This window comes from Streptomyces sp. NPDC032198, from assembly GCF_040636975.1.
Lineage (GTDB): Bacteria > Actinomycetota > Actinomycetes > Streptomycetales > Streptomycetaceae > Streptomyces.
Window position 1 is genome coordinate 150,948 of record NZ_JBEZVL010000003.1, and the last position, 18,065, is coordinate 169,012.

Consider the following 18,065-nt stretch of genomic DNA (forward strand, 5'->3'; position numbering starts at 1 on the left):
CGCTTTCTAACGGCCGCGCTTCCCGACGGCCCCGCGCCCGCGCAACTCGCACTCACCGCACACCCGGCTACCGGCAGCCGTCCACCCGCCCAGCCCAGGGAGCGCCATGAGTTCCACGAGTCCCACCCTGCCCAAACGCGGCCCCACCGCGTCGAGACCAGGCCGCACAGCACCGAGACCGGGCCGCACCACGCCGAGCCCCTGGCTCGCGCTCATCGCCCTGCTGGCCCTCGTCATCGGCCTCGGCCTCACCGCGCCGCCCCGCGCGGCGGCGGAGGCGGACAAAGCGGCGGCCCCCTTCCGTGTCCTGGTCTTCTCCAAGGTCACGAACTTCCCCCATGACTCAATCCCCGCGGGCGTCGAGGCCATCGAGAAGCTCGGCAGCGAGAACGGCTTCGAGGTGGAGGCGACCGACGACGCCACGGCCTTCACCGACGTCAATCTCGCCCGCTTCCAGGCCATCGTCTTCAACAACACCAACTCCACCCCGGAGAAAGGCGATCTGCTCGACGCCGACCAGCGTGCGGCCTTCCAGAAGTACGTCCGCGGGGGCGGCGGCTGGGTCGGCCTGCACGCCGCGTCGGCCAGCGAGCGCGACTGGAGCTGGTACGAGGGTCTGGTCGGTGCGATCTTCGACAAGCACCCCGAGGTGCAGACCGGGCGGGTCAAGGTACTCGACCACGCGCACCCCTCCACCAAGGGGCTTCCGGAGCTCTGGGAGCGCACGGAGGAGTGGTACAACTGGCGCACCAATCCGACGGGGAAGGTGCACACGCTCGCCCAGGTGAAGGTGCGTGACGGTGTCACCGGGCTCGACGAGGGCGTCGACCAGCCGTGGTCCTGGTGCCAGAACTACGACGGCGGCCGCTCCTGGTACACGGCGGGCGGGCACGCCAAGTCGGCCTTCCAGGAAGAGGGCTTCCTGAAGCACCTGCTCGGCGGCATCGAGTGGGCCGCCGGCAACAAGCCCGGCGACTGCACCGCCACCAAGACCGGCGCCTTCCAGCGCACGCCGCTCGCCACGAACGATCTGGCCGACCCCTTCGAGCTGGCCGTCGCCCCCGACCGCCGCGTGTTCTTCATCCAGCGCACCGGGAAGCTGAAGATCATCGACCAGGAGACGCTGAAGGTCTCCACGGCGCTCGACTTCGACTACACCCCCGAGATGACGAGCCAGTCGGACGGGCTGCTCGGACTCGCACTCGACCCGAAGTTCAAGGACAACCACTGGGTCTATCTCCTGAACTCCGACAAGACCGAGAAACGCATCAATCTCTCGCGTTTCACCGAAGCGGACGGAAAGGTCGATCCGGCGACGGAGAAACGGCTCCTGACCATTCCCACCTGGCGTGGCGAGGGCCGGGCGAACTCGCACATGGCGGGCTCCATCGCCTTCGACAAGAAGGGCGACCTGTACATCGCGACGGGTGACAACACCGATCCGTTCGCGTCGGACGGATTCGCCCCGGTCGACGAGCGCGAGGGCCGTCGCGCCTGGGATGCGCAGGGCACCGCCGGCAATACGAACGACCTGCGCGGCAAGGTCCTGCGCGTCACCCCGAAGGACGACGGGACCTATTCCGTGCCGGAGGGTAATCTCTTCGCGCAGGGCACGGACAAGACCCGCTCCGAGATCTACGCGATGGGCATGCGCAACCCCTTCCGCATCACCACGGACCCGCTGAGCGGCGCCCTCCTGATGGCGGACTACGGGCCCGACGCGAAGAACGCCGTCGCCGACCGGGGCCCCGAGGGGACCGTCGAGTACAACCGCATCACCAAGGCCGGAAATTACGGCTGGCCCTACTGCATCGGTGACAACACTCCGTTCAACGACTACGACTTCGCGACGAAGAAGTCGGGCGCGACATTCGACTGCGCGAAGATCGTGAACGATTCGCCGAACAACACGGGCCTGCGCGATCTGCCGCCCGCGCAGCCCGCGAACGTCTGGTACGCCTACTCCGCCTCCGAGCAGTTCCCCGAACTCGGCACGGGCGGCGGCGGCCCGATGAGCGGTCCGGTCTACGACTACGACGCCGCCAACACGTACAAGACGAAGTTCCCCGAGTACTTCGAGGGGAAGTGGTTCAACTACGAGCTGACGCGGCAGTGGTTCAAGGTCTTCTCGATGCAGGAGAAGGACCAGACGTTCACCGATCCGCGTTTCAAGCCCGCGAAGGCGGGCGACCTGAACTCGATCAACTCCATTTTCCCGGACATGAAATGGAATCAGCCTTTCGATGCCGACTTCGGTCCTGACGGCGCGATGTACGTCATCGACTTCGGGCTCGGCAGCGGCACGGGCCGCGGCGGCGGCAACGAAGGCGCGGGCATCTACCGCATCGACTACGTGAAGGACGGACGGCTGCCGGACGCCCGCGTCACGGCCACGCCCGACAACGGCACGGCTCCCCTCAAGGTGAAGTTCTCCAGCGCGGGTTCGGGACTGCCCGGCGGCAAGCCCGTCACGTACGCGTGGGACTTCGACGGGAACGGCACCACCGACTCGACCGAGGCGAACCCGACGCACACCTACACCACGAAGGGGCAGTTCAGCGCGCGACTGAAGGTCACGGGCCCGGACGAGTTGAGCGGTCTGGCCGTGCAGGAGGTCACCGTCGGGAACACCCGTCCGGTGGTCACCATTCAACAGCCGCCCAACGGCGGGACGTTCAGCTTCGGCGACACGATTCCCTTCAAGATCAAGGTGACGGACAAGGAGGACGGGCCGATCGACTGCAAGCGGGTCGTCGTCCAGTCCCAGCTCGGACACGACACCCATCTGCACCCGCTGGACAACTACACCGGCTGCGCGGGCGAGATCGTGACGGACGCCGGTGACAGTCACGGCCCCGGCCAGAATCTCTACTACGGGATCACGGCCCAGTACGAGGACAAGGGTGCGTCCGGTGTGCCCGCCCTGACGGGCTCCTCCTCACTGACGCTGCGGACCTCCTTCCGCGAGGCCGAGCACCGCACCAGCACCGGCGGCGCGCACGGCGGTGCGGACACCGGTGACCGCGCGGACGCTTCCGGCGGCAAGCGGCTCATCGAGATCGAGGACGGCGACTGGGTCTCCTTCGACCCGGTGCACCTCAAGGGCGTCGACTCCGTGACGGTGGGCGCGGCATCGGGCGGGCTCGGCGGCGACATCGAGTTCCGCGCCGGGTCTCCCACGGGCAAGCTGCTCGGCAAGGTCACCGTGCCGAACACCGGCGGCTGGGGCAACTTCATCTCGCCGACCACCGAACTGGCCGACCACGACGGCACGACGAAGCTGTACGCCGTCTTCACCAACCCCGAATGGACGTCCGAGAAGGAAGATCTCCTGACGGTCGACTGGCTGCACTTCAACGGCCCCGGAGTCGAGAAGAAGGCCGGCGCGAAGGTGACGGTCAAGGCGGCCCCGGGCAGTGGCACCGCGCCCCTCGCCGTCAAGCTCACCAGCGCGGTGAAGCTGCCCGAAGGCCGGACCGCCGCCTCCTACCACTGGAACTACGGCGACAACGCCAAGCCTTCGGGAACGGAGACCGGCAGCGCCGAGCACACGTACGCGCGCGCGGGGACGTACACGGCGCATCTGACCGTCACCGACGACAAGGGCGACACGACGACCGGAGCGGTCCGGATCACGGCGAAGTGAGGGGACAGCCATGAAGAGAACCGGTCTGAACGGAACCAGACGCGCCTTCCTCGGTACGTCGATGGGGCTGGCAGCAGCGGTCGGTACCGCACTGCCCGCGCGCGCGGGTGAGGCGTCACGGTGCCGGCGCATCCCGCGCGGCGGCATCGGCATGCACCTCTACACGATGCGCGACGTCCTCGCCCAGGACTTCGCGGGCACGCTGGAGCAGCTCGCCGACATCGGTTACGCCACGGTGGGCGTGAGCGGCCGGCACGGGAACAGCGCGGCCGACATCCGGCGGATGCTCGACGCGGTGGACCTGAAGGCGGTCCTCGAACACGTCGCGTACGACATCCTCAAGGGCAGCGGTCTTCCGCAGGCCCTGGAGGATCTGCACACCCTCGGCGCGAAGTGGCCGGTGGTGCCGAGTCTGCCCGGCGCGCTGCACACGCCGGACGGATTCCGGGAGGCGGCGCGGCAGTTCAACCGCATCGGGCAGGCCTCGCGCGACGCGGGCCTCGGCCCGGTGCTCTTCCACAACCACGGCACGGACCATGTGGCGGTGGACGGCACGAACCTGTACGACATCCTCGTCACCGAGACCGACCCGCATCTGGTCGGCTTCGAACTGGACGTGTACTGGGCGACGAAGGGCGGCGCGGATCCGGCGGCGTACTTCGTGCGGCATCGACGGCGGTTCCCCGCGCTCCATGTGAAGGACATGGCACCGGACGGCGGCTTCGCCGATGTCGGTTCGGGGACGCTGGACTTCGCCGCGATGTTCGAACACGCGCGCGTGGGCGGCGTCAAGCAGTGGCTGGTGGAGCACGACACCCCCACCGATCCGTTCGCCACGGCCCGCAACAGCTACGCGTATCTGGCCGCGTTGCGGTACTGAGAAACGCCGGTGCGGCTGGGCTCCTGAGGGGGCTCAGCCGCACGTGCGGTTCCTGCGGGGCGGTTCATGCGGGGCGGCTCATACCGGGCGGTTCATGCAGGGCAGCCGCTGCAGCCGGATCTGCAGGCGCGTCTCACTCGTGCGCGGACACGGCTCCCAGAAGCTCGCGGATTCGCCCGGTCGACTCGCGGAACTCGGGCGTCGCCAGGGTCGTCGCGTACGAACGTTCGGCGGGGAGGCCGACGTCGATGATCTCCTCCACCGTGCCGGGGCGCGGGCTCATCACGACGACGCGATCCGCCAGGTAGACGGCCTCCGGGATCGAGTGGGTCACCAGGAGCACCGTGGTTCCGGTCTCGCGCCAGATCCGGTTCAGCTCGACGTTCATCTGCTCGCGCGTGAGCGCGTCGAGGGCCCCGAAGGGCTCGTCCATGAGCAGCACCGGCGGCTCGTGCAACAGCGCCCGGCAGAGCGCGACGCGCTGCTGCATGCCGCCGGACAGCTCGTGCGGATAGGCGTCCTCGAAGCCGCCGAGTCCCGTCATACGGATCAACTCGTCGGCACGCGCGCGTGCCTCGGCGCCGGGGATCCCTCGCATCTCCGCCTGGAGGAGGATGTTGCGGCGTGCCGTGCGCCAGTCGAGGAGCGCGGCCCTCTGGAAGACGTAACCGATGTCGCGGCGCGGTCCGCGCACCCGTTCGCCGCCGAGCAGCACATCGCCCGACGAGGGCGCGAGCAGCCCGGCGACCAGCTTCAGGAGGGTGGACTTGCCGCAGCCCGAGGGCCCGACGATCGCCACGAACTCGCCCGCGCCGACGTTCAGCGAGACGTCCCGCAATGCGGTGACGTCCTTCTTCTTCGTACGGAAGCGGACGGCTACGTCATCGAGGCGCACGGCAGAGGGGCGCGCGTCATCTGTCGTGCCTCGTGTCACGTCTCGTATCGCGTCCCCCGTCACCTCTCGCGTCGTCTCCCCCGCCGGTGGGCGTGGCTCGTCGCTGGTCTTGAGTGTCGTGTCCTTCGCCATGGCCCTGCCGCCCCTCAGCCCTTGATCCCCTTGGCCGCGTCCCAGTACTCCGCGACGGGCTTGGCCTTCTGGACCAGGCCCGCCCTCGAGAAGACGTCGATGGTCTGCTGCCAGTCCGCCTCGGTGTTGGCGCCCGGCGCCTTCCCCTTCGTCGCGTCGGTGTGCAGCAGGGTCAGCGTCGTCTTGAACTGCTCGGACAGCACTTCCTTGGGCGGCAGTTGCTCGGACGCGCCCTCCATCGAGGCGACCGCGGGCTGCGGGCTCTTCTCGGCGGCGGCCCATGACTCGCTCACGGCGGCGGTCATGCGCTTGGCCAGATCGCCCCTGCCCTGCAGGGTCTTGGGCCCGGCGATGAGGCCGTTGGAGTAGAAGTTGAGGCCGTTCTCGGAGAAGCGCAGATACGAGACGTCCTTCTTGGCCTTGTTCTGCATGGTGGGGCCCTGGTCGCTCGCGTACCCCAGCAGCGCGTCCGTCTTGCCGGAGATCACCGCGGCGATCTTGCCCGCCGGGTCGGTGTTCTGGACCTTGACGTCCGAGAGCTCCATGCCGTTCTTCTCCAGGAAGATCGGGAAGGTCTTGGTGAGTGCGTCGCCGGCCGTGCCCGCGATCATCTTGCCCTTGAGGTCGGTGGGCGACTTGATGCCCTGGGCGTCGAAGAACTGCACTGAGGCGGGCGTCGTCTGCAGGAAGACGCCCAGGCTCTTGACCTTCACTCCCTGATCGACTCCCGCGAGGACCGCCGGTGTGTCGGCCCAGCCGAAGTCGGTCTGCCCCGCGCCGGTGGCCTGCACGGTCTTCTGCGAGCCCTGGCCGGCCCTGATGTCGAGGTCGATGCCGTGCTTCTCGAAGATCTTCTGCTGCTCGCCGTAGTAGAAGGGCGCGTGTTCGCCGTACGGATACCAGTTGAGGGTCAGCGTCACCTTGTCGAGCTTCTTGCCGGAGTCGCTGGTGCTCGTCTTGTCGTCATCGCCGCCGCAGGCCGTCGCGGTCACCGCGACGAGGGCCAGGGGGACGAGGCCGGTGAGCAGTCTGCGCGCGTGCATGGGACGGCCCTTCTCGCGTACGGCTGACATGGCTGGGGGGGCGGGGCGTGTGGCTGGGTGTGCGGATGCGGGTGTCTGGCGTGCGGGTGTCTGGCGTGCGTGGGGGTCAATACGTCGTGGTGGCGGCCGCGTCCCTGCGGCTCGCGTGCCACGGGAGCAGTAGCTTCTCGGCGATCTCGACGAGCACGAAGAGGACGACGCCGATCAGCGACATGACGAGGAGCCCCGCGAAGAGCATGGGGGTGTCGAGGTTTCCGTTGGCCTGGAGGATCACATAACCGAGGCCTTCGTTCGCGCCGACGAACTCGCCCACGACGGCGCCGGTCACGGCGAGCGTGACGGCCACCTTCAGGCCGGAGAAGAGGTGCGGCAACGACGCCGGGAAGCGGATCTTGAGGAAGGTCTGCCAGGGCCGCGCGCCCATGGTGGCGGAGAGCTGGAGCATCTCCGGGTCGACCGCCTTGAGCCCGGTCACCATCGAGATGACGACGGGAAAGAAGGCGATGAGCACGGCGATGAGAATCTTCGGCGCCATCCCGAAGCCGAGCCAGACGACGAACAGCGGGGCGATCGCGATCTTCGGAACGACCTGGGCGAAGAGGAGGATCGGGTAGAGCGTCTTCTCGACGGTGGTCGAGTAGACCATGAGGACCGCGGAGAGAATGCCGACGCCCACGGCGATGACGAAACCGAGCAGGGTCTCGTACGTGGTGACCCAGCTGTGCTGCCAGAGATAGTCCGGCTTGTCGAGGATGACGTCGAGGGTGGCACCGGGCGAGGGCACGAGGTACGCCTCAACCATCTCGGTGGCGGCGACCAGCCACCAGGCGCCGAAGAGGACGAGCAGCAGGACGAGCGGACGCCAGCTCTTCTCGGCGGCCTCGGCGATGCGTTGTCGCAAGGTGGGGCGGCTGCGATCGACAACGCCTGCCGTTTTCACGGGAGTTGCCTGCAGTGCGCTCTGGCTCACGGTGAACTCCCCTGGCATTCAGCGAACTTCGGAGGCAGTTGCGGAGCGTCGATGGTGCGGAAACCGCTTTCAGAAAGCGCTTTCTGATAAGGTGTCCGCCACGCTAATGACTGGCTGACCGCAGGGTCAATAGGTCGGCTCGAAGTTTCGCGGGGCGGAACGAGGGGGGGGCGCGGTGCGGGCGCTTGGGCGCGAGCAGGGACCGGGTGCGGGAGGCGGGCGCGGGGTGGAACCCGAAGCTCGGGGTGGGGGCGGGGTGGAACCTCCGGGCCGGGGTGGGGGCCGGGCGGAAGCCGCAGCTCTGGGCGGACGCGGGGAGCAACTGGGAGCGGGACGAGCGTCCGGGCTGGAAGGCGAACAACGGCCCGCGGTTGGGGGCGGACGCGAACGGCAGTCGGCACCGGCACCCGGGGGCGGGAGCGGACGCGATCTGCAACCCGCACCCGGGCACGGAGGCGGGGGCGGACGCCAACGGCAGCCGGCACCGGCACCGGCACCCGGGGGCGGGAGTGAACAGCAACCCGCACCAGCACCCCGACGCGGGAGCGAACGCGAACAACAACCCGCACCGGCACCGGCACCCGGGAGCGAACAGCAACCCGCACCGACATCCGGGAGCGGACGCGAGCAGCGGCCCACGGTCGGGCTTTCGCGCGGGAGCGGACGCGAACAGCAGACCGCAATCGAGCCGTCGCGCGAGGGCGAGAGCGGACGCGAACAGCGGCCCGTAGTAGGGCCGCCCCGCGAGCAGCAGCAGTCCGTGCACGGGCGTGGACGGGGGCGCGAGCACGGGCCGCACGTCACGCTGCACTCGGTGGCCCGTACCGCCGGGGTCTCGCCGGCGACCGCGTCGCGCGCCCTGAACGGTACGACGCGCGTACGCGAGGATCTGCGGCGCCGGGTGCTCGAAGCGGCAGACCAGTTGGGTTACATCCCCAACGCCCATGCGCAGGCGCTCGCCAGTTCCTCCAACAACACCGTCGGGGTCATCTGTCACGACGTCGGCGACCCCTACTTCGCGGCGATCGCGAGCGGAGTGATGGCAGCGGCGGCCGAGCAGGACCTGCTCGTCATGCTGGCCAGCACGTTCCGCGCCCCGGCGCGGGAGATCGCGTACGTCTCGATGCTGCGGGGGCAGCGGGCCCGCGCGATCCTGCTGATCGGCTCCGGCTTCCAGGACCCCGCGTGGGAACGGGCGTTGGAGTCGGAGCTCGCCCCCTACATACGTGACGGGGGACGCGTCGCCGTGGTCAGTCGGCACCGGAGCCTTCGGGTGGACACGGTGCAGCCCGAGAACCGGGCGGGGGCAGGTGCGCTGGCGCGGGCCCTGCTGTCTCTGGGCCACCGGGAGTTCGCCGTGCTCACCGGCCCCGAACGGCTCACCACGGTCGCGGACCGACTGGCCGGGTTCCGTGCGGCGCTGGCTGACGCGGGGGTCACTCTTCCACCGGAGCGGATCGTGGAGGGCGCGTTCACCCGCGACGGGGGTCATGCGGCGGCGGTCGAACTGCTGCGGCGCGGGCACCGGCCGACGTGCGTCTTCGCGGTGACGGACGTGATGGCCGTGGGGGCGCTGGGTGCGCTGCGGGAGCGGGGGCTCCGGGTGCCGGACGACGTATCGCTCGCGGGCTTCGACGACATCCCCCTGGTCGGGGAACTCACCCCACCGCTGACCACTGTGGCGCTGCCGCTGACGCGGATGGGCCGGGACGTACTCGCCCTCGCCCTACGCGAACGGGGAGCGAGGTCGCGGGTGGAGCGGGTCCGGGGCGAGGTGGTCCTACGGGCCAGCACGGGTCGGCCTACGACGTGAGGTCTCCTGAGGGAGGCAGGGCCTAGGAGGGAGAAGGAGCCTGAGGGCGGAGGAGCCCGAGGGCAGAGGGGGCTGAGGGCAGAGGGGGCTGAGGACAGAGGCTCACCCCCAGCCCCAACAGCCCCGATCTCACCCCCGCCCGCTCCCCCCACGCCCCGGCAACGCAGGTTCAGCGAGCGACGCCCTGCGCAGGTGGTCCGCGAGGGCCTTGGTGGCCGGGGAAGGTGGGCCTGTCTTGGCGCCCCAGGCCAGGAGGTGGTGGCGTTGGGCCCAGGGGTCCTGCAGATCGCATACGTCCAGGGCCTGGCTGGGGTCGATCACCCGGCGTGGGACGATCGCGAGGCCGACTCCCGCGGCGGCCAAGGCCACCAGGACGTTGAGGTTGGCGACCGTGGTGCGGTAGCGCACCACTGGTGCGTGGGGGCCGACGTGTCTCTCGATCCAGCGGCGCAGCGAGGCGTCGGGGGCGAGCCCCACGAGGGGGTGTTCGGCCGCCTCGCTGTAGGTCAACGCCGTACGGCCCGTGAGGATCCCACCGGCCTGGCCGACCACCACCAGGGAGTCGTCGCCGAGGGGTTCCATCGCGAGACCGCAGTCGCGGGCCTCGTCGTCCAGGACGATGCCAAGGTCCGCCTCGCCATCGGCCAGCATCCGCACGATCCGCGGGGTGCGGTTCTCGGAGACACGGACGTCGATGTCCGGGTGCGCCCGGAGGAACGTGACCAGGGCCTGGGGCACCAGCCGGTGCACGGCGGAGCCGCCGCCCAGCAGGGTCAGGGGCGCGGTCGGGGATCTCGTATAGCTCGCGACCGCGCTTTCGAGGCGCACGGTCTGGGCGATGACTTCGCGCGCGTGCCGGGCCAGTGTGGTCCCCGCCGGAGTGGGACGCACGCCCCTGCGTCCGCGGATCAGCAGTTCGACACCGGCCTGCTGCTCCAGGGAACGGACCCTGGCGCTGGCCGACGGCAGGCTCAGATGCATCCGGCGGGCGCCTGCCGTGATCGACCCCTCCGTCACGATGCCGAGGAACAGCCGCAGATCGTCCAGGTCGTAGCGCACCCTGCTGAGCCTATGGCACAGCCTTAGGCTGGGTACACCGATAACGCATTGTGGGCCCACCGCCCACGGGGTGATGCTCGGCGGGTGTCCGAGATACTGCTCGTCCTGCTGGCAGGCACCGCCGCCGGAGCGCTGAACTCCGTCGGCGGCGGAGGCACGTTCGTGGCGCTGCCCGCCCTGGTCGCCGTCGGCCTGTCCCCCGTGACGGCTAACGCGTCGTCGACCATCGCGCTCGTGCCGGGAGCCGTGGCCAGCGGATGGGTCTACCGACGTGAACTCGCCCCGGTCGGGGCGACATCCACCCGGGCGCTGACGGCCATCAGCGTGGTCGGCGGCGGACTCGGCGCCGCCCTGCTCCTCACGCTCCCCGCGGCGTCGTTCGATGCCGCCGTGCCCTGGCTGCTCGCCTTCGCCACCGTCGTCCTCGCCTTCGGCCGCCGCCTCTCCCGTGCGGTGAGCGGCGCGCTGGGCCGCGAGATCGGCATCAGCCCCCGGGCCGTCCTGATCGGCCAGTTCTTCCTCGCTCTGTACGGGGGATACTTCGGCGGCGCCGTAGGCATCATGATGTTCGCGCTGTGGGGCATCGGCCTCGGACTCGACACCGCGGTGAGCAATCCGATGCGGGTCACCCAGATCGCGGCCATCAATCTCAGCGCGACCGCACTGCTTCTCGTCGCGTCGGACGCGCTGAGCGCCCCGCTCGTCCTGGTCCCGATGCTCGTCGGCGCGCTGCTCGGCGGCTTCACCGGCGCGCACCTCGCACGCCGCCTCTCCGACCGACTGCTGCGGGGCATCATCCTGACCACCGCCGTGACGATGACCGTCCTCTATTTCGTGCGCGGATGAGGCCGGCCGCCATGAGCGATCAGGACTTCGGTGCCGCCGCATCCCCGTTCTCGGACGCGGCACGGGCACGGCTGGCGATGGCCTACGAGGCGTGCGAGCTGGCCGGTCTCGCGCGCGGCGCCGTACCCGTCGGCGAGCACGAACTGCGTTCCGACGGCACCCCACGCTCCCCCGGTTCGGTGCTGGCCGGCGCCGCCCACGTACTCAAGGCCGCCCAGCGGTTCTTCGATGCCGCCGCCGTGTGCGAGCGTCTCGGCGGCGCCAGTTGGGAGGTCATCGGTGATGTCCTGGGTGTCGATGCGCGGACAGCGCGTGCGCGCTTCACCGCGGCCGAGGCCTGTTTCCGGGAGGAACTCCGCTCCCCCGATGCGGTCCCCGCCACCACCGCCCCCGACGGCTCGGGCTGGTGGCGGGCCTACACGGCCGGAAATCCGCTGGAAGCGGCCCTCGACCTCGACGACTGGGTCCTGCGCCACGAGGACGGGAGCGAAAGCCGGGGTGGGGGCGACGAGAGCGTCCTCGGCCCCGCGCCTGTCTCCGGCGGCCTGACACCGCACGGCGAACAACCTTCACCGGGCGGCAATTGACGCCGCGTCACAGACGAGAATCGGACCCCGCACCCCAGGCGCGTCCCGCCCCACGTCACGCCCGGCCAACGCATGGGCCCACGGGGAGAGTTGGCGCCACCTGGGTCGACGCCCGCGCGTACCGCCGCCCCAAGTACCGGTAATTGAGGGGTGAATAGCAGCCGAAACCCACCCGTATCGGTAATCGGAATCAGCTCCTACTCTATGAGGCGCACAAGCGGGGGATCACTGTCCGTCGTCCACGGAGGTTGACCATGTCCGCGTCGTCTGCGCAGTCTGCGCTGTCTGAGGGGATCTACCTGCTCAAGAACGAGGAGAGCGGGCTGTACGCAGGGGTGCAAGGCGCCAAGACCGCACAGAGCGTCCCGGTCGTGCAGCAGGAGCTGAACCCGCAAGGAACCGCACGGCACAGCCAGTTGTGGCATCTGCGGCCCAATGCCGCGAAGGACGGCGCCTGGACGCTGCAGAACGTGCACAGCACCCTGCGCATGGACATCATGACCGGCCGCGGCCGCGCGGGGTCGCCGGTGCAGCAGTGCCCGGCGGAGACCCGGCGGGACCTGCTGGTGTCCCAGCTGTGGCGGCCGGTGGCGGTCGGCGACGACCGGTACACGCTGGTCAACGTGAACAGCGGCCACCTGCTGTCCGTCCACGACGACAGCAGCGAACCGGACGCGGCCCTGGAGCAGGCGGGCAAGCCGGACCTGGGGGCCCGCACCGCGCAGCAGTGGCGCTTCGAGCGGGTGCCGAGCCGCGGCGAGACCACGGCGTTCGACGCGCTGACGGCCACCGTGGTCTCCTCCAGCGGCGGCGTCCTCGGCTCGGTGCTCGGCTCCCTGAGCGGCGCGGCCAAGCAGGCGCTCGACGCGGGTGGCGGGATCTTCGAGGCGGCGGCCAAGGCGATCCCGGACAGCGACACGCCCTACGTACGCTTCGAGGGCTTCCGCGGGGACGAGTTCATCCGTTTCTCCAAGCGGCGAGGCATCGAGGCAGGACCGCGGAAGATCGCCGATCAGTTCCCGCACCTGCCCAAGCCATTCAGCGACGGCTTCGACGCCGTCGGCCCGGCCGCCGGGCGCAGCGGTCACACCTACCTGGGCATCAAGCGGTACCAGGCCATCGAGTTCTCCGAGAAGGGCCACGGACCCGTCCACGACACGGAGCACATGCTGGACCCCGGTCTCCTGCAGACGGTCGGCGAGCTGTGCGACATCACCGGCTTCGGCGCCGAGGGCGGCAGGCTCGTGGTCTTCGGCCGCAAGGACAGCTTCACCACGGAGCCCGGGAGGGGCGACCTGGCACGTGGCTCGTCCCACCAGCAGTTCCTGCTGACGGCGGCACCCGATGCCTTCGCTTTCGGACCTGACGCGGCGGCAACGGCCGTCTCCGGCTCCACGGCGCACTACTTCCTCACCAAGGGCGACGAGTTCGTCGTCGTCTCCGAGGACGAACTCATCCAGGGCCCGGCCAGGCTGACCCACGCCTACCCGTTCCTGGACGGCCTCTGGATGTAGCCGCCACCCGGCAGCATCCACACCCGGCCCGGCTCGTCGGCCACCCCGCCGACGGGACCGGGCCGCACGGGACCGGGCCGCACCGGAAACAGCGCACTCGCCGCTACTCCGCCGCTTCCCCCAGAGCGTCGAGCACCGGGCGGATCAGCGGATGTTCCTCCGCCCCGCACCTCACCGCCGCGAAGACCCTGCGGGTGGGAGCGGCGCCCTCCACCGGGCGGATCACCACCCCCGAGACGTCCATGCCCCGCAACGCGGACCGGGGGACCAGGGCCACGCCCGCCCCCGCCGAAGCCAGGGCGACCACCGCGCGGAAGTCGTCCGACCAGTGTTCGAGCAGTGGCTGGAAGCCCGCCGCCTCGCAGGCGAGTATCACGACGTCATGGCAGGGGTTCCCGGCGAAGGGACCGATCCACGCGTCCTTGGCCAGCTCCGCGAGTGGTACGCGCTCCGCGTCCGCGAGGCGATGCGTCTCGGGGAGCACCGCGTCGAACGGCTCCGCATACAGCGGGACGCGCGTCAGCCGCGGGTCGTCGGCGCCCGGGGCTCCCCGGTACTCCACCGCCACGGCGACGTCCACCTGCCGGTCGAGGACCATGGGCAGGCTCGCGTCACCCTCCGCGTCCTGGACCCGTACGCGGATGCCGGGCGCGGCGGTCGATAGACGCGCGAGAGCGGGCCCGACCACCAGGGCGATCCCCGTGGCGAAGGACGCCACCGTGACCGTCCCGGCCGCGCCCGAGCTGTACGCGGCGAGCTCCGCCTCGGCCCGTTCCAGCTGGGCGAGGACCGCGTTCGTGTGGGAGAGCAGGATCTCGCCCGCAGGGGTGAGCCGGACCCCGCGGGCCCCCCGCTCGACCAGGCGGTGGCCGGTCTCCTGCTCCAGCGCGGTCAGCTGCTGGGAGACCGCGGAGGGCGTGAGGTACAGCGCGGCGGCAGCGGCCGTGACCGTGCGGTGGTCGGCCACCGCACGGAGGATGTGCAGCCGCCGCGCTTCGATCATGGGGTCGATTGTCCCAAACCGCGGGCCTCACCGACACCAGTGGTCCGGCCAAGGCCCCCGGACACCCGTGGGCCCTCAGGCACCCGCGGCGTCCAGCTCCGCCCGCGCCGCCACGAAGGCGTCCACCGCACGGTTCACGTCGTCCGTGGAGTGGGCGGCCGACAGCTGGACGCGGATACGGGCCGCGCCCTGCGGCACCACCGGGTACGAGAAGCCGATCACGTACACGCCGCGCTCAAGGAGCAGCTCGGCCATCCGGCCCGCGACCGAGGCGTCGCCGATCATCACCGGGGCGATCGCGTGGTCGCCCGGCAGGATGTCGAAGCCCTCCTCGGTCATCCGCGAGCGGAAGAGCGCCGTGTTCGCGGCGAGCCGCTCGCGCAGATCGCCCGCCGACTCCAAGAGGTCGAGGACCTTCAGCGAGGCCGCCGCGATCACCGGAGCGAGCGTGTTCGAGAAGAGGTACGGGCGCGAGCGCTGGCGGAGCAGGGCGACGATCTCCGCGCGGGCGGCGACGTAGCCGCCGGATGCGCCGCCGAGGGCCTTGCCCAGGGTGCCCGTGATGATGTCGACGCGGTCCATGACGCCGTGCAGCTCGGGCGTGCCACGGCCGCCGGGGCCCACGAAGCCGACGGCGTGCGAGTCGTCGACCATCACCATCGCGTCGTAGCGGTCGGCGAGGTCGCAGATCTCCCGCAGCGGTGCGAGGTAGCCGTCCATGGAGAAGACGCCGTCGGTGACGATCAGCTTCCGGCGGGCGCCGCCCTCGGAGGCCTCCTTCAGCTGCTGCTCCAGGTCGGCCATGTCGCGGTTGGCGTACCGGAAGCGGCGGGCCTTGCTCAGCCGGATGCCGTCGATGATCGAGGCGTGGTTGAGGGCGTCCGAGATGACCGCGTCCTCGGCGCCGAGCAGCGTCTCGAAGACTCCGCCGTTGGCGTCGAAGCAGGACGAGTAGAGGATCGTGTCCTCCTGGCCCAGGAACGCGGAGAGGCGTCCCTCAAGCTCCTTGTGCACCTCCTGCGTACCGCAGATGAAGCGCACGGATGCCATGCCGTAGCCCCAGCGGTCCAGGGCCTCGTGGGCGGCGGCGACGACCTCGGGGTGGTCGGCGAGGCCGAGGTAGTTGTTCGCGCAGAAGTTGAGGACCTCGCCGGCCCGGCCGCCCGACGTGACGGCGACCGTGGCGGACTGCGGGGTGCCGATGACGCGCTCGGGCTTGTGCAGTCCGGCGGCGCGGATCTCGTCGAGGGTGGTGCGCAGGTCGTCGCGTACGGAGTCGAACATGCTTGATTCCTTCAGCAGCTGAGGCGGTCGGGACGGTCGGGGTTCAGGAGGTCCAGTCGAGGATGACCTTGCCGCCGCGGCCGCTCGCCGCGTCGTCGAAGGCCGCCTCGAAGTCACGGTGGCCGTAGCGCCCGGTGATCACGGGGGCGAGGTCGAGGCCGCCTTCGAGCAGCACGGACATGGAGTACCAGGTCTCGAACATCTCGCGGCCGTAGATGCCCTTGATCGTGATCATGGAGGTGACGATCCGGGACCAGTCGACGGCGAATTCCTCGGCCGGCAGGCCCAGCATGGCGATCTTGCCGCCGTGGGTCATGTTGGCGAGCATGTCGCGCATCGCGACGGGGTTGCCGGACATCTCCAGGCCGACGTCGAAGCCCTCGCGCAGGCCGAGTTCGCGCTGTCCGTCCGCGATCGAGGTCTGGGCGACGTTCAGCGCCAGGCTCGCGCCGACCTTGCGGGCGAGCTCCAGGCGCTCCTCGCTGACGTCCGTGATGACGACGTTGCGGGCGCCCGCGTGCCGGGCCACGGCCGCGGCCATCAGGCCGATCGGTCCCGCACCGGTGATCAGGACGTCCTCGCCGACCAGCGGGAAGGACAGCGCGGTGTGCACCGCGTTGCCGAACGGGTCGAAGATCGCGGCCACGTCGAGATCCACGGGGACGCGGTGCACCCATACGTTGGCCGCGGGCAGCGCGACGTACTCGGCGAACGCCCCGTCCCTGCCGACGCCGAGGCCCACCGTGGCGCGGCACAGGTGACGGCGGCCGGCCTGGCAGTTGCGGCACTTGCCGCAGACCAGGTGGCCCTCGCCGCTGACCCGGTCGCCGATCTTGATGTCGGCGACGTCACGCCCGGTCTCCACGACCTCGCCGACGAACTCGTGCCCGACGACCAACGGCGCCTGGATCGCCTGCTGCGCCCAGCCGTCCCAGGCCCGGATGTGCAGATCGGTGCCGCAGATCCCGGTGCGGAGCACCTTGATCAGGACGTCCCCGTGGCCGATGACCGGCTCCGGTACGTCCATCAGCCGGAGTCCCGGCTCTGCCTTCTCCTTGACCAGCGCCTTCAACGCAGCGGCTCCTGTCGTACGTCGCTTCTTCCACCGACGACACAGGAATCTTCCCTACGGCGGCGCCCCGGTCCATCGAGGATTTCTTAAGCGCCGCCGCAGCTTTCCTTCAGGCCCGGGTCTGGCCGCGCTCGAAGTACGCGATCAGCTCCGGATCCAGGACGGGAACCTCGCGCGGCGTGCCCCCGTCACGGAGCGACTGCGTGGCGCGCACGCCCGCCGCCACCGCCATCCGGGCCGCGACCGGCGAGGTGTCGGTGCGCCCGCCCTCGCGCACGAACCGTACGAACTCGTCGATGAGCAGCGGGTCGGAGCCGCCGTGCCCGCCCTCGTCCTGCTCGTCGGGCACCAGGTACTCGGCGTCGGCGTCGGCGCGGTACGTCGAGCGCCGCTCGTTCCAGACCTTCACCACTCCCCCGGGGCCGTCGCCGAAGTTCTCCAGGCGGCCCGCGTCCCCGATGACGGTGTAGTTGCGCCAGTAGTCAGGGGTGAAGTGGCACTGCTGGTAGGAGGCGAGGACGCCGTTGTCGAGGCGCATGTTGACCAGGGAGACGTCCTCCACGTCGATGACGGGGTTGAGGTCGCGCTGCGCGCTCGGCGGCCAGTGGCCGTCCGAGGTGTACCAGTCGTCCGTCTTGGGCTCGCCCGGCTCGCGGCGGTGCGGATTGTCGCCGTAGACCATGAGGTCGCCCAAGGCCTGCACCTGGCGGGTGTAGCCGTCGGCGAGCCAGTGCAGGACGTCGATGTCGTGGGCGGCCTTCTGGAGCAACAGGCCGGTGGTGTTCTGCCGTTCGGCGTGCCAGTCCTTGAAGTACCAGTCGCCTCCGTAGGCGACGAAGTGGCGTACCCAGACCGTCTTGACCTGGCCGATCTCACCGCGCCGGATGATGTCGCGCATCAGCCGGATCACGGGCATGTGGCGCATGTTGTGGCCTACGTAGAGGCGGGTTCCCGTCTCGTACGCGGTCCGCAGGATCTCGTCGCAGGCCTCGATGCCGATGTCGAGGGGCTTCTCCACGAAGACGGGCTTCTTCTCGCGCAGCGCCTCGCAGGCGAGCTGTGCGTGGGTGTGGTCGGGGGTGAGGATCACGACGGCGTCGACGTCCGGGTCCTCTACGACCTTGCGGTGGTCGGTGGATATCTGGGCGCCGGGGAAGGCCTCGGCCGCCTCCGTCCGGGCGGTGGCGTCATGGTCGGCGAGCGCGGTGACGCGGGAGCCCGCGCCGGGCCGGTGTGCGGTGCGGGCGAGCGAACCGCGCAGGCCGTAGCCGAGTACGCCGAGACGGAGGTCGGTCATGGTGTGCCTTTCCGTACAAATACC

15 protein-coding genes are annotated in these 18,065 nt (G+C 70.2%); 7 read left to right on the forward strand and 8 right to left on the reverse strand.

All coding sequences use genetic code 11. The annotated features are described in order from the left end of the window. Positions 1-106: 106 nt before the first annotated feature. Together AB0E78_RS08850 and AB0E78_RS08855 are read left to right on the forward strand one after the other, a co-directional pair. Positions 107-3,646: a ThuA domain-containing protein gene (locus AB0E78_RS08850; protein ID WP_361829780.1), complete on the forward strand. Its 3,540-nt coding sequence runs from the start codon at positions 107-109 to the stop codon at positions 3,644-3,646. 61 nt (positions 3,647-3,707) lie between these two features. Next, positions 3,708-4,526, forward strand: coding sequence for a sugar phosphate isomerase/epimerase (locus AB0E78_RS08855; protein WP_361830418.1), 819 nt, complete (start codon positions 3,708-3,710; stop codon positions 4,524-4,526). 133 nt (positions 4,527-4,659) lie between these two features. On the opposite strand, the gene AB0E78_RS08860 is transcribed toward AB0E78_RS08855, so the two are convergent. The 3 genes from AB0E78_RS08860 to AB0E78_RS08870 form a co-directional block, all read right to left on the reverse strand. Continuing rightward, positions 4,660-5,553 carry an ABC transporter ATP-binding protein gene (locus AB0E78_RS08860; RefSeq protein WP_361829782.1) on the reverse strand — a complete coding sequence of 298 codons (894 nt, stop codon included), beginning with the start codon at positions 5,551-5,553 and terminating at the stop codon, positions 4,660-4,662. 14 nt (positions 5,554-5,567) lie between these two features. Next, positions 5,568-6,596, reverse strand: a complete 1,029-nt coding sequence (locus tag AB0E78_RS08865; RefSeq protein ID WP_361829784.1) for an ABC transporter substrate-binding protein — start codon at positions 6,594-6,596, stop codon at positions 5,568-5,570. A 106-nt stretch (positions 6,597-6,702) separates the two neighbouring features. Then, the gene (locus tag AB0E78_RS08870; RefSeq protein ID WP_361829786.1) at positions 6,703-7,566 is read right to left on the reverse strand and encodes an ABC transporter permease; all 864 of its coding nucleotides are present in this window, start codon (positions 7,564-7,566) and stop codon (positions 6,703-6,705) included. A gap of 185 nt (positions 7,567-7,751) precedes the next feature. Between AB0E78_RS08870 and AB0E78_RS08875 the strand changes: the two genes are divergently transcribed. Both AB0E78_RS08875 and AB0E78_RS08880 read left to right on the forward strand, forming a co-directional pair. Then, the gene (locus AB0E78_RS08875; RefSeq protein WP_361829788.1) at positions 7,752-8,297 is read left to right on the forward strand and encodes a hypothetical protein; all 546 of its coding nucleotides are present in this window, start codon (positions 7,752-7,754) and stop codon (positions 8,295-8,297) included. An 83-nt stretch (positions 8,298-8,380) separates the two neighbouring features. Beyond that, positions 8,381-9,379: a LacI family DNA-binding transcriptional regulator gene (locus AB0E78_RS08880; RefSeq protein ID WP_361829789.1), complete on the forward strand. Its 999-nt coding sequence runs from the start codon at positions 8,381-8,383 to the stop codon at positions 9,377-9,379. 129 nt (positions 9,380-9,508) lie between these two features. Here AB0E78_RS08880 and AB0E78_RS08885 read toward each other — a convergent pair whose 3' ends face one another. Then, positions 9,509-10,438, reverse strand: a complete 930-nt coding sequence (locus tag AB0E78_RS08885; RefSeq protein ID WP_361829791.1) for a LysR family transcriptional regulator — start codon at positions 10,436-10,438, stop codon at positions 9,509-9,511. An 84-nt stretch (positions 10,439-10,522) separates the two neighbouring features. Here AB0E78_RS08885 and AB0E78_RS08890 point away from each other — a divergent pair, with 84 nt between their 5' ends. The 3 genes from AB0E78_RS08890 to AB0E78_RS08900 all read left to right on the forward strand — a co-directional run bounded on the left by AB0E78_RS08890 (position 10,523) and on the right by AB0E78_RS08900 (position 13,385). Further along, on the forward strand, positions 10,523-11,284 hold the full coding sequence (locus AB0E78_RS08890) for a sulfite exporter TauE/SafE family protein (protein ID WP_361829793.1): 762 nt from the start codon (positions 10,523-10,525) through the stop codon (positions 11,282-11,284). Between the two features lie 11 nt (positions 11,285-11,295). Next, a complete protein-coding gene (locus AB0E78_RS08895; protein WP_361829794.1) occupies positions 11,296-11,871 on the forward strand; it encodes a hypothetical protein in 576 nt (191 codons plus the stop codon). Positions 11,872-12,125: 254 nt separating this feature from the next. Further along, on the forward strand, positions 12,126-13,385 hold the full coding sequence (locus tag AB0E78_RS08900) for an RICIN domain-containing protein (RefSeq protein WP_361829796.1): 1,260 nt from the start codon (positions 12,126-12,128) through the stop codon (positions 13,383-13,385). 103 nt (positions 13,386-13,488) lie between these two features. Here AB0E78_RS08900 and AB0E78_RS08905 read toward each other — a convergent pair whose 3' ends face one another. From AB0E78_RS08905 to AB0E78_RS08920, 4 genes are all read right to left on the reverse strand, one after another. Continuing rightward, positions 13,489-14,388, reverse strand: coding sequence for a LysR family transcriptional regulator (locus tag AB0E78_RS08905; RefSeq protein ID WP_361829798.1), 900 nt, complete (start codon positions 14,386-14,388; stop codon positions 13,489-13,491). 75 nt (positions 14,389-14,463) lie between these two features. Continuing rightward, positions 14,464-15,672: a glycine C-acetyltransferase gene (locus tag AB0E78_RS08910; protein ID WP_361829800.1), complete on the reverse strand. Its 1,209-nt coding sequence runs from the start codon at positions 15,670-15,672 to the stop codon at positions 14,464-14,466. Positions 15,673-15,715: 43 nt separating this feature from the next. Then, positions 15,716-16,744 (reverse strand): L-threonine 3-dehydrogenase, encoded by a 1,029-nt coding sequence (tdh, locus tag AB0E78_RS08915; RefSeq protein ID WP_361829801.1) that lies wholly within the window; start codon positions 16,742-16,744, stop codon positions 15,716-15,718. Positions 16,745-16,853: 109 nt separating this feature from the next. Beyond that, on the reverse strand, positions 16,854-18,041 hold the full coding sequence (locus AB0E78_RS08920) for a Gfo/Idh/MocA family oxidoreductase (protein ID WP_361829803.1): 1,188 nt from the start codon (positions 18,039-18,041) through the stop codon (positions 16,854-16,856). Positions 18,042-18,065: the final 24 nt, after the last annotated feature.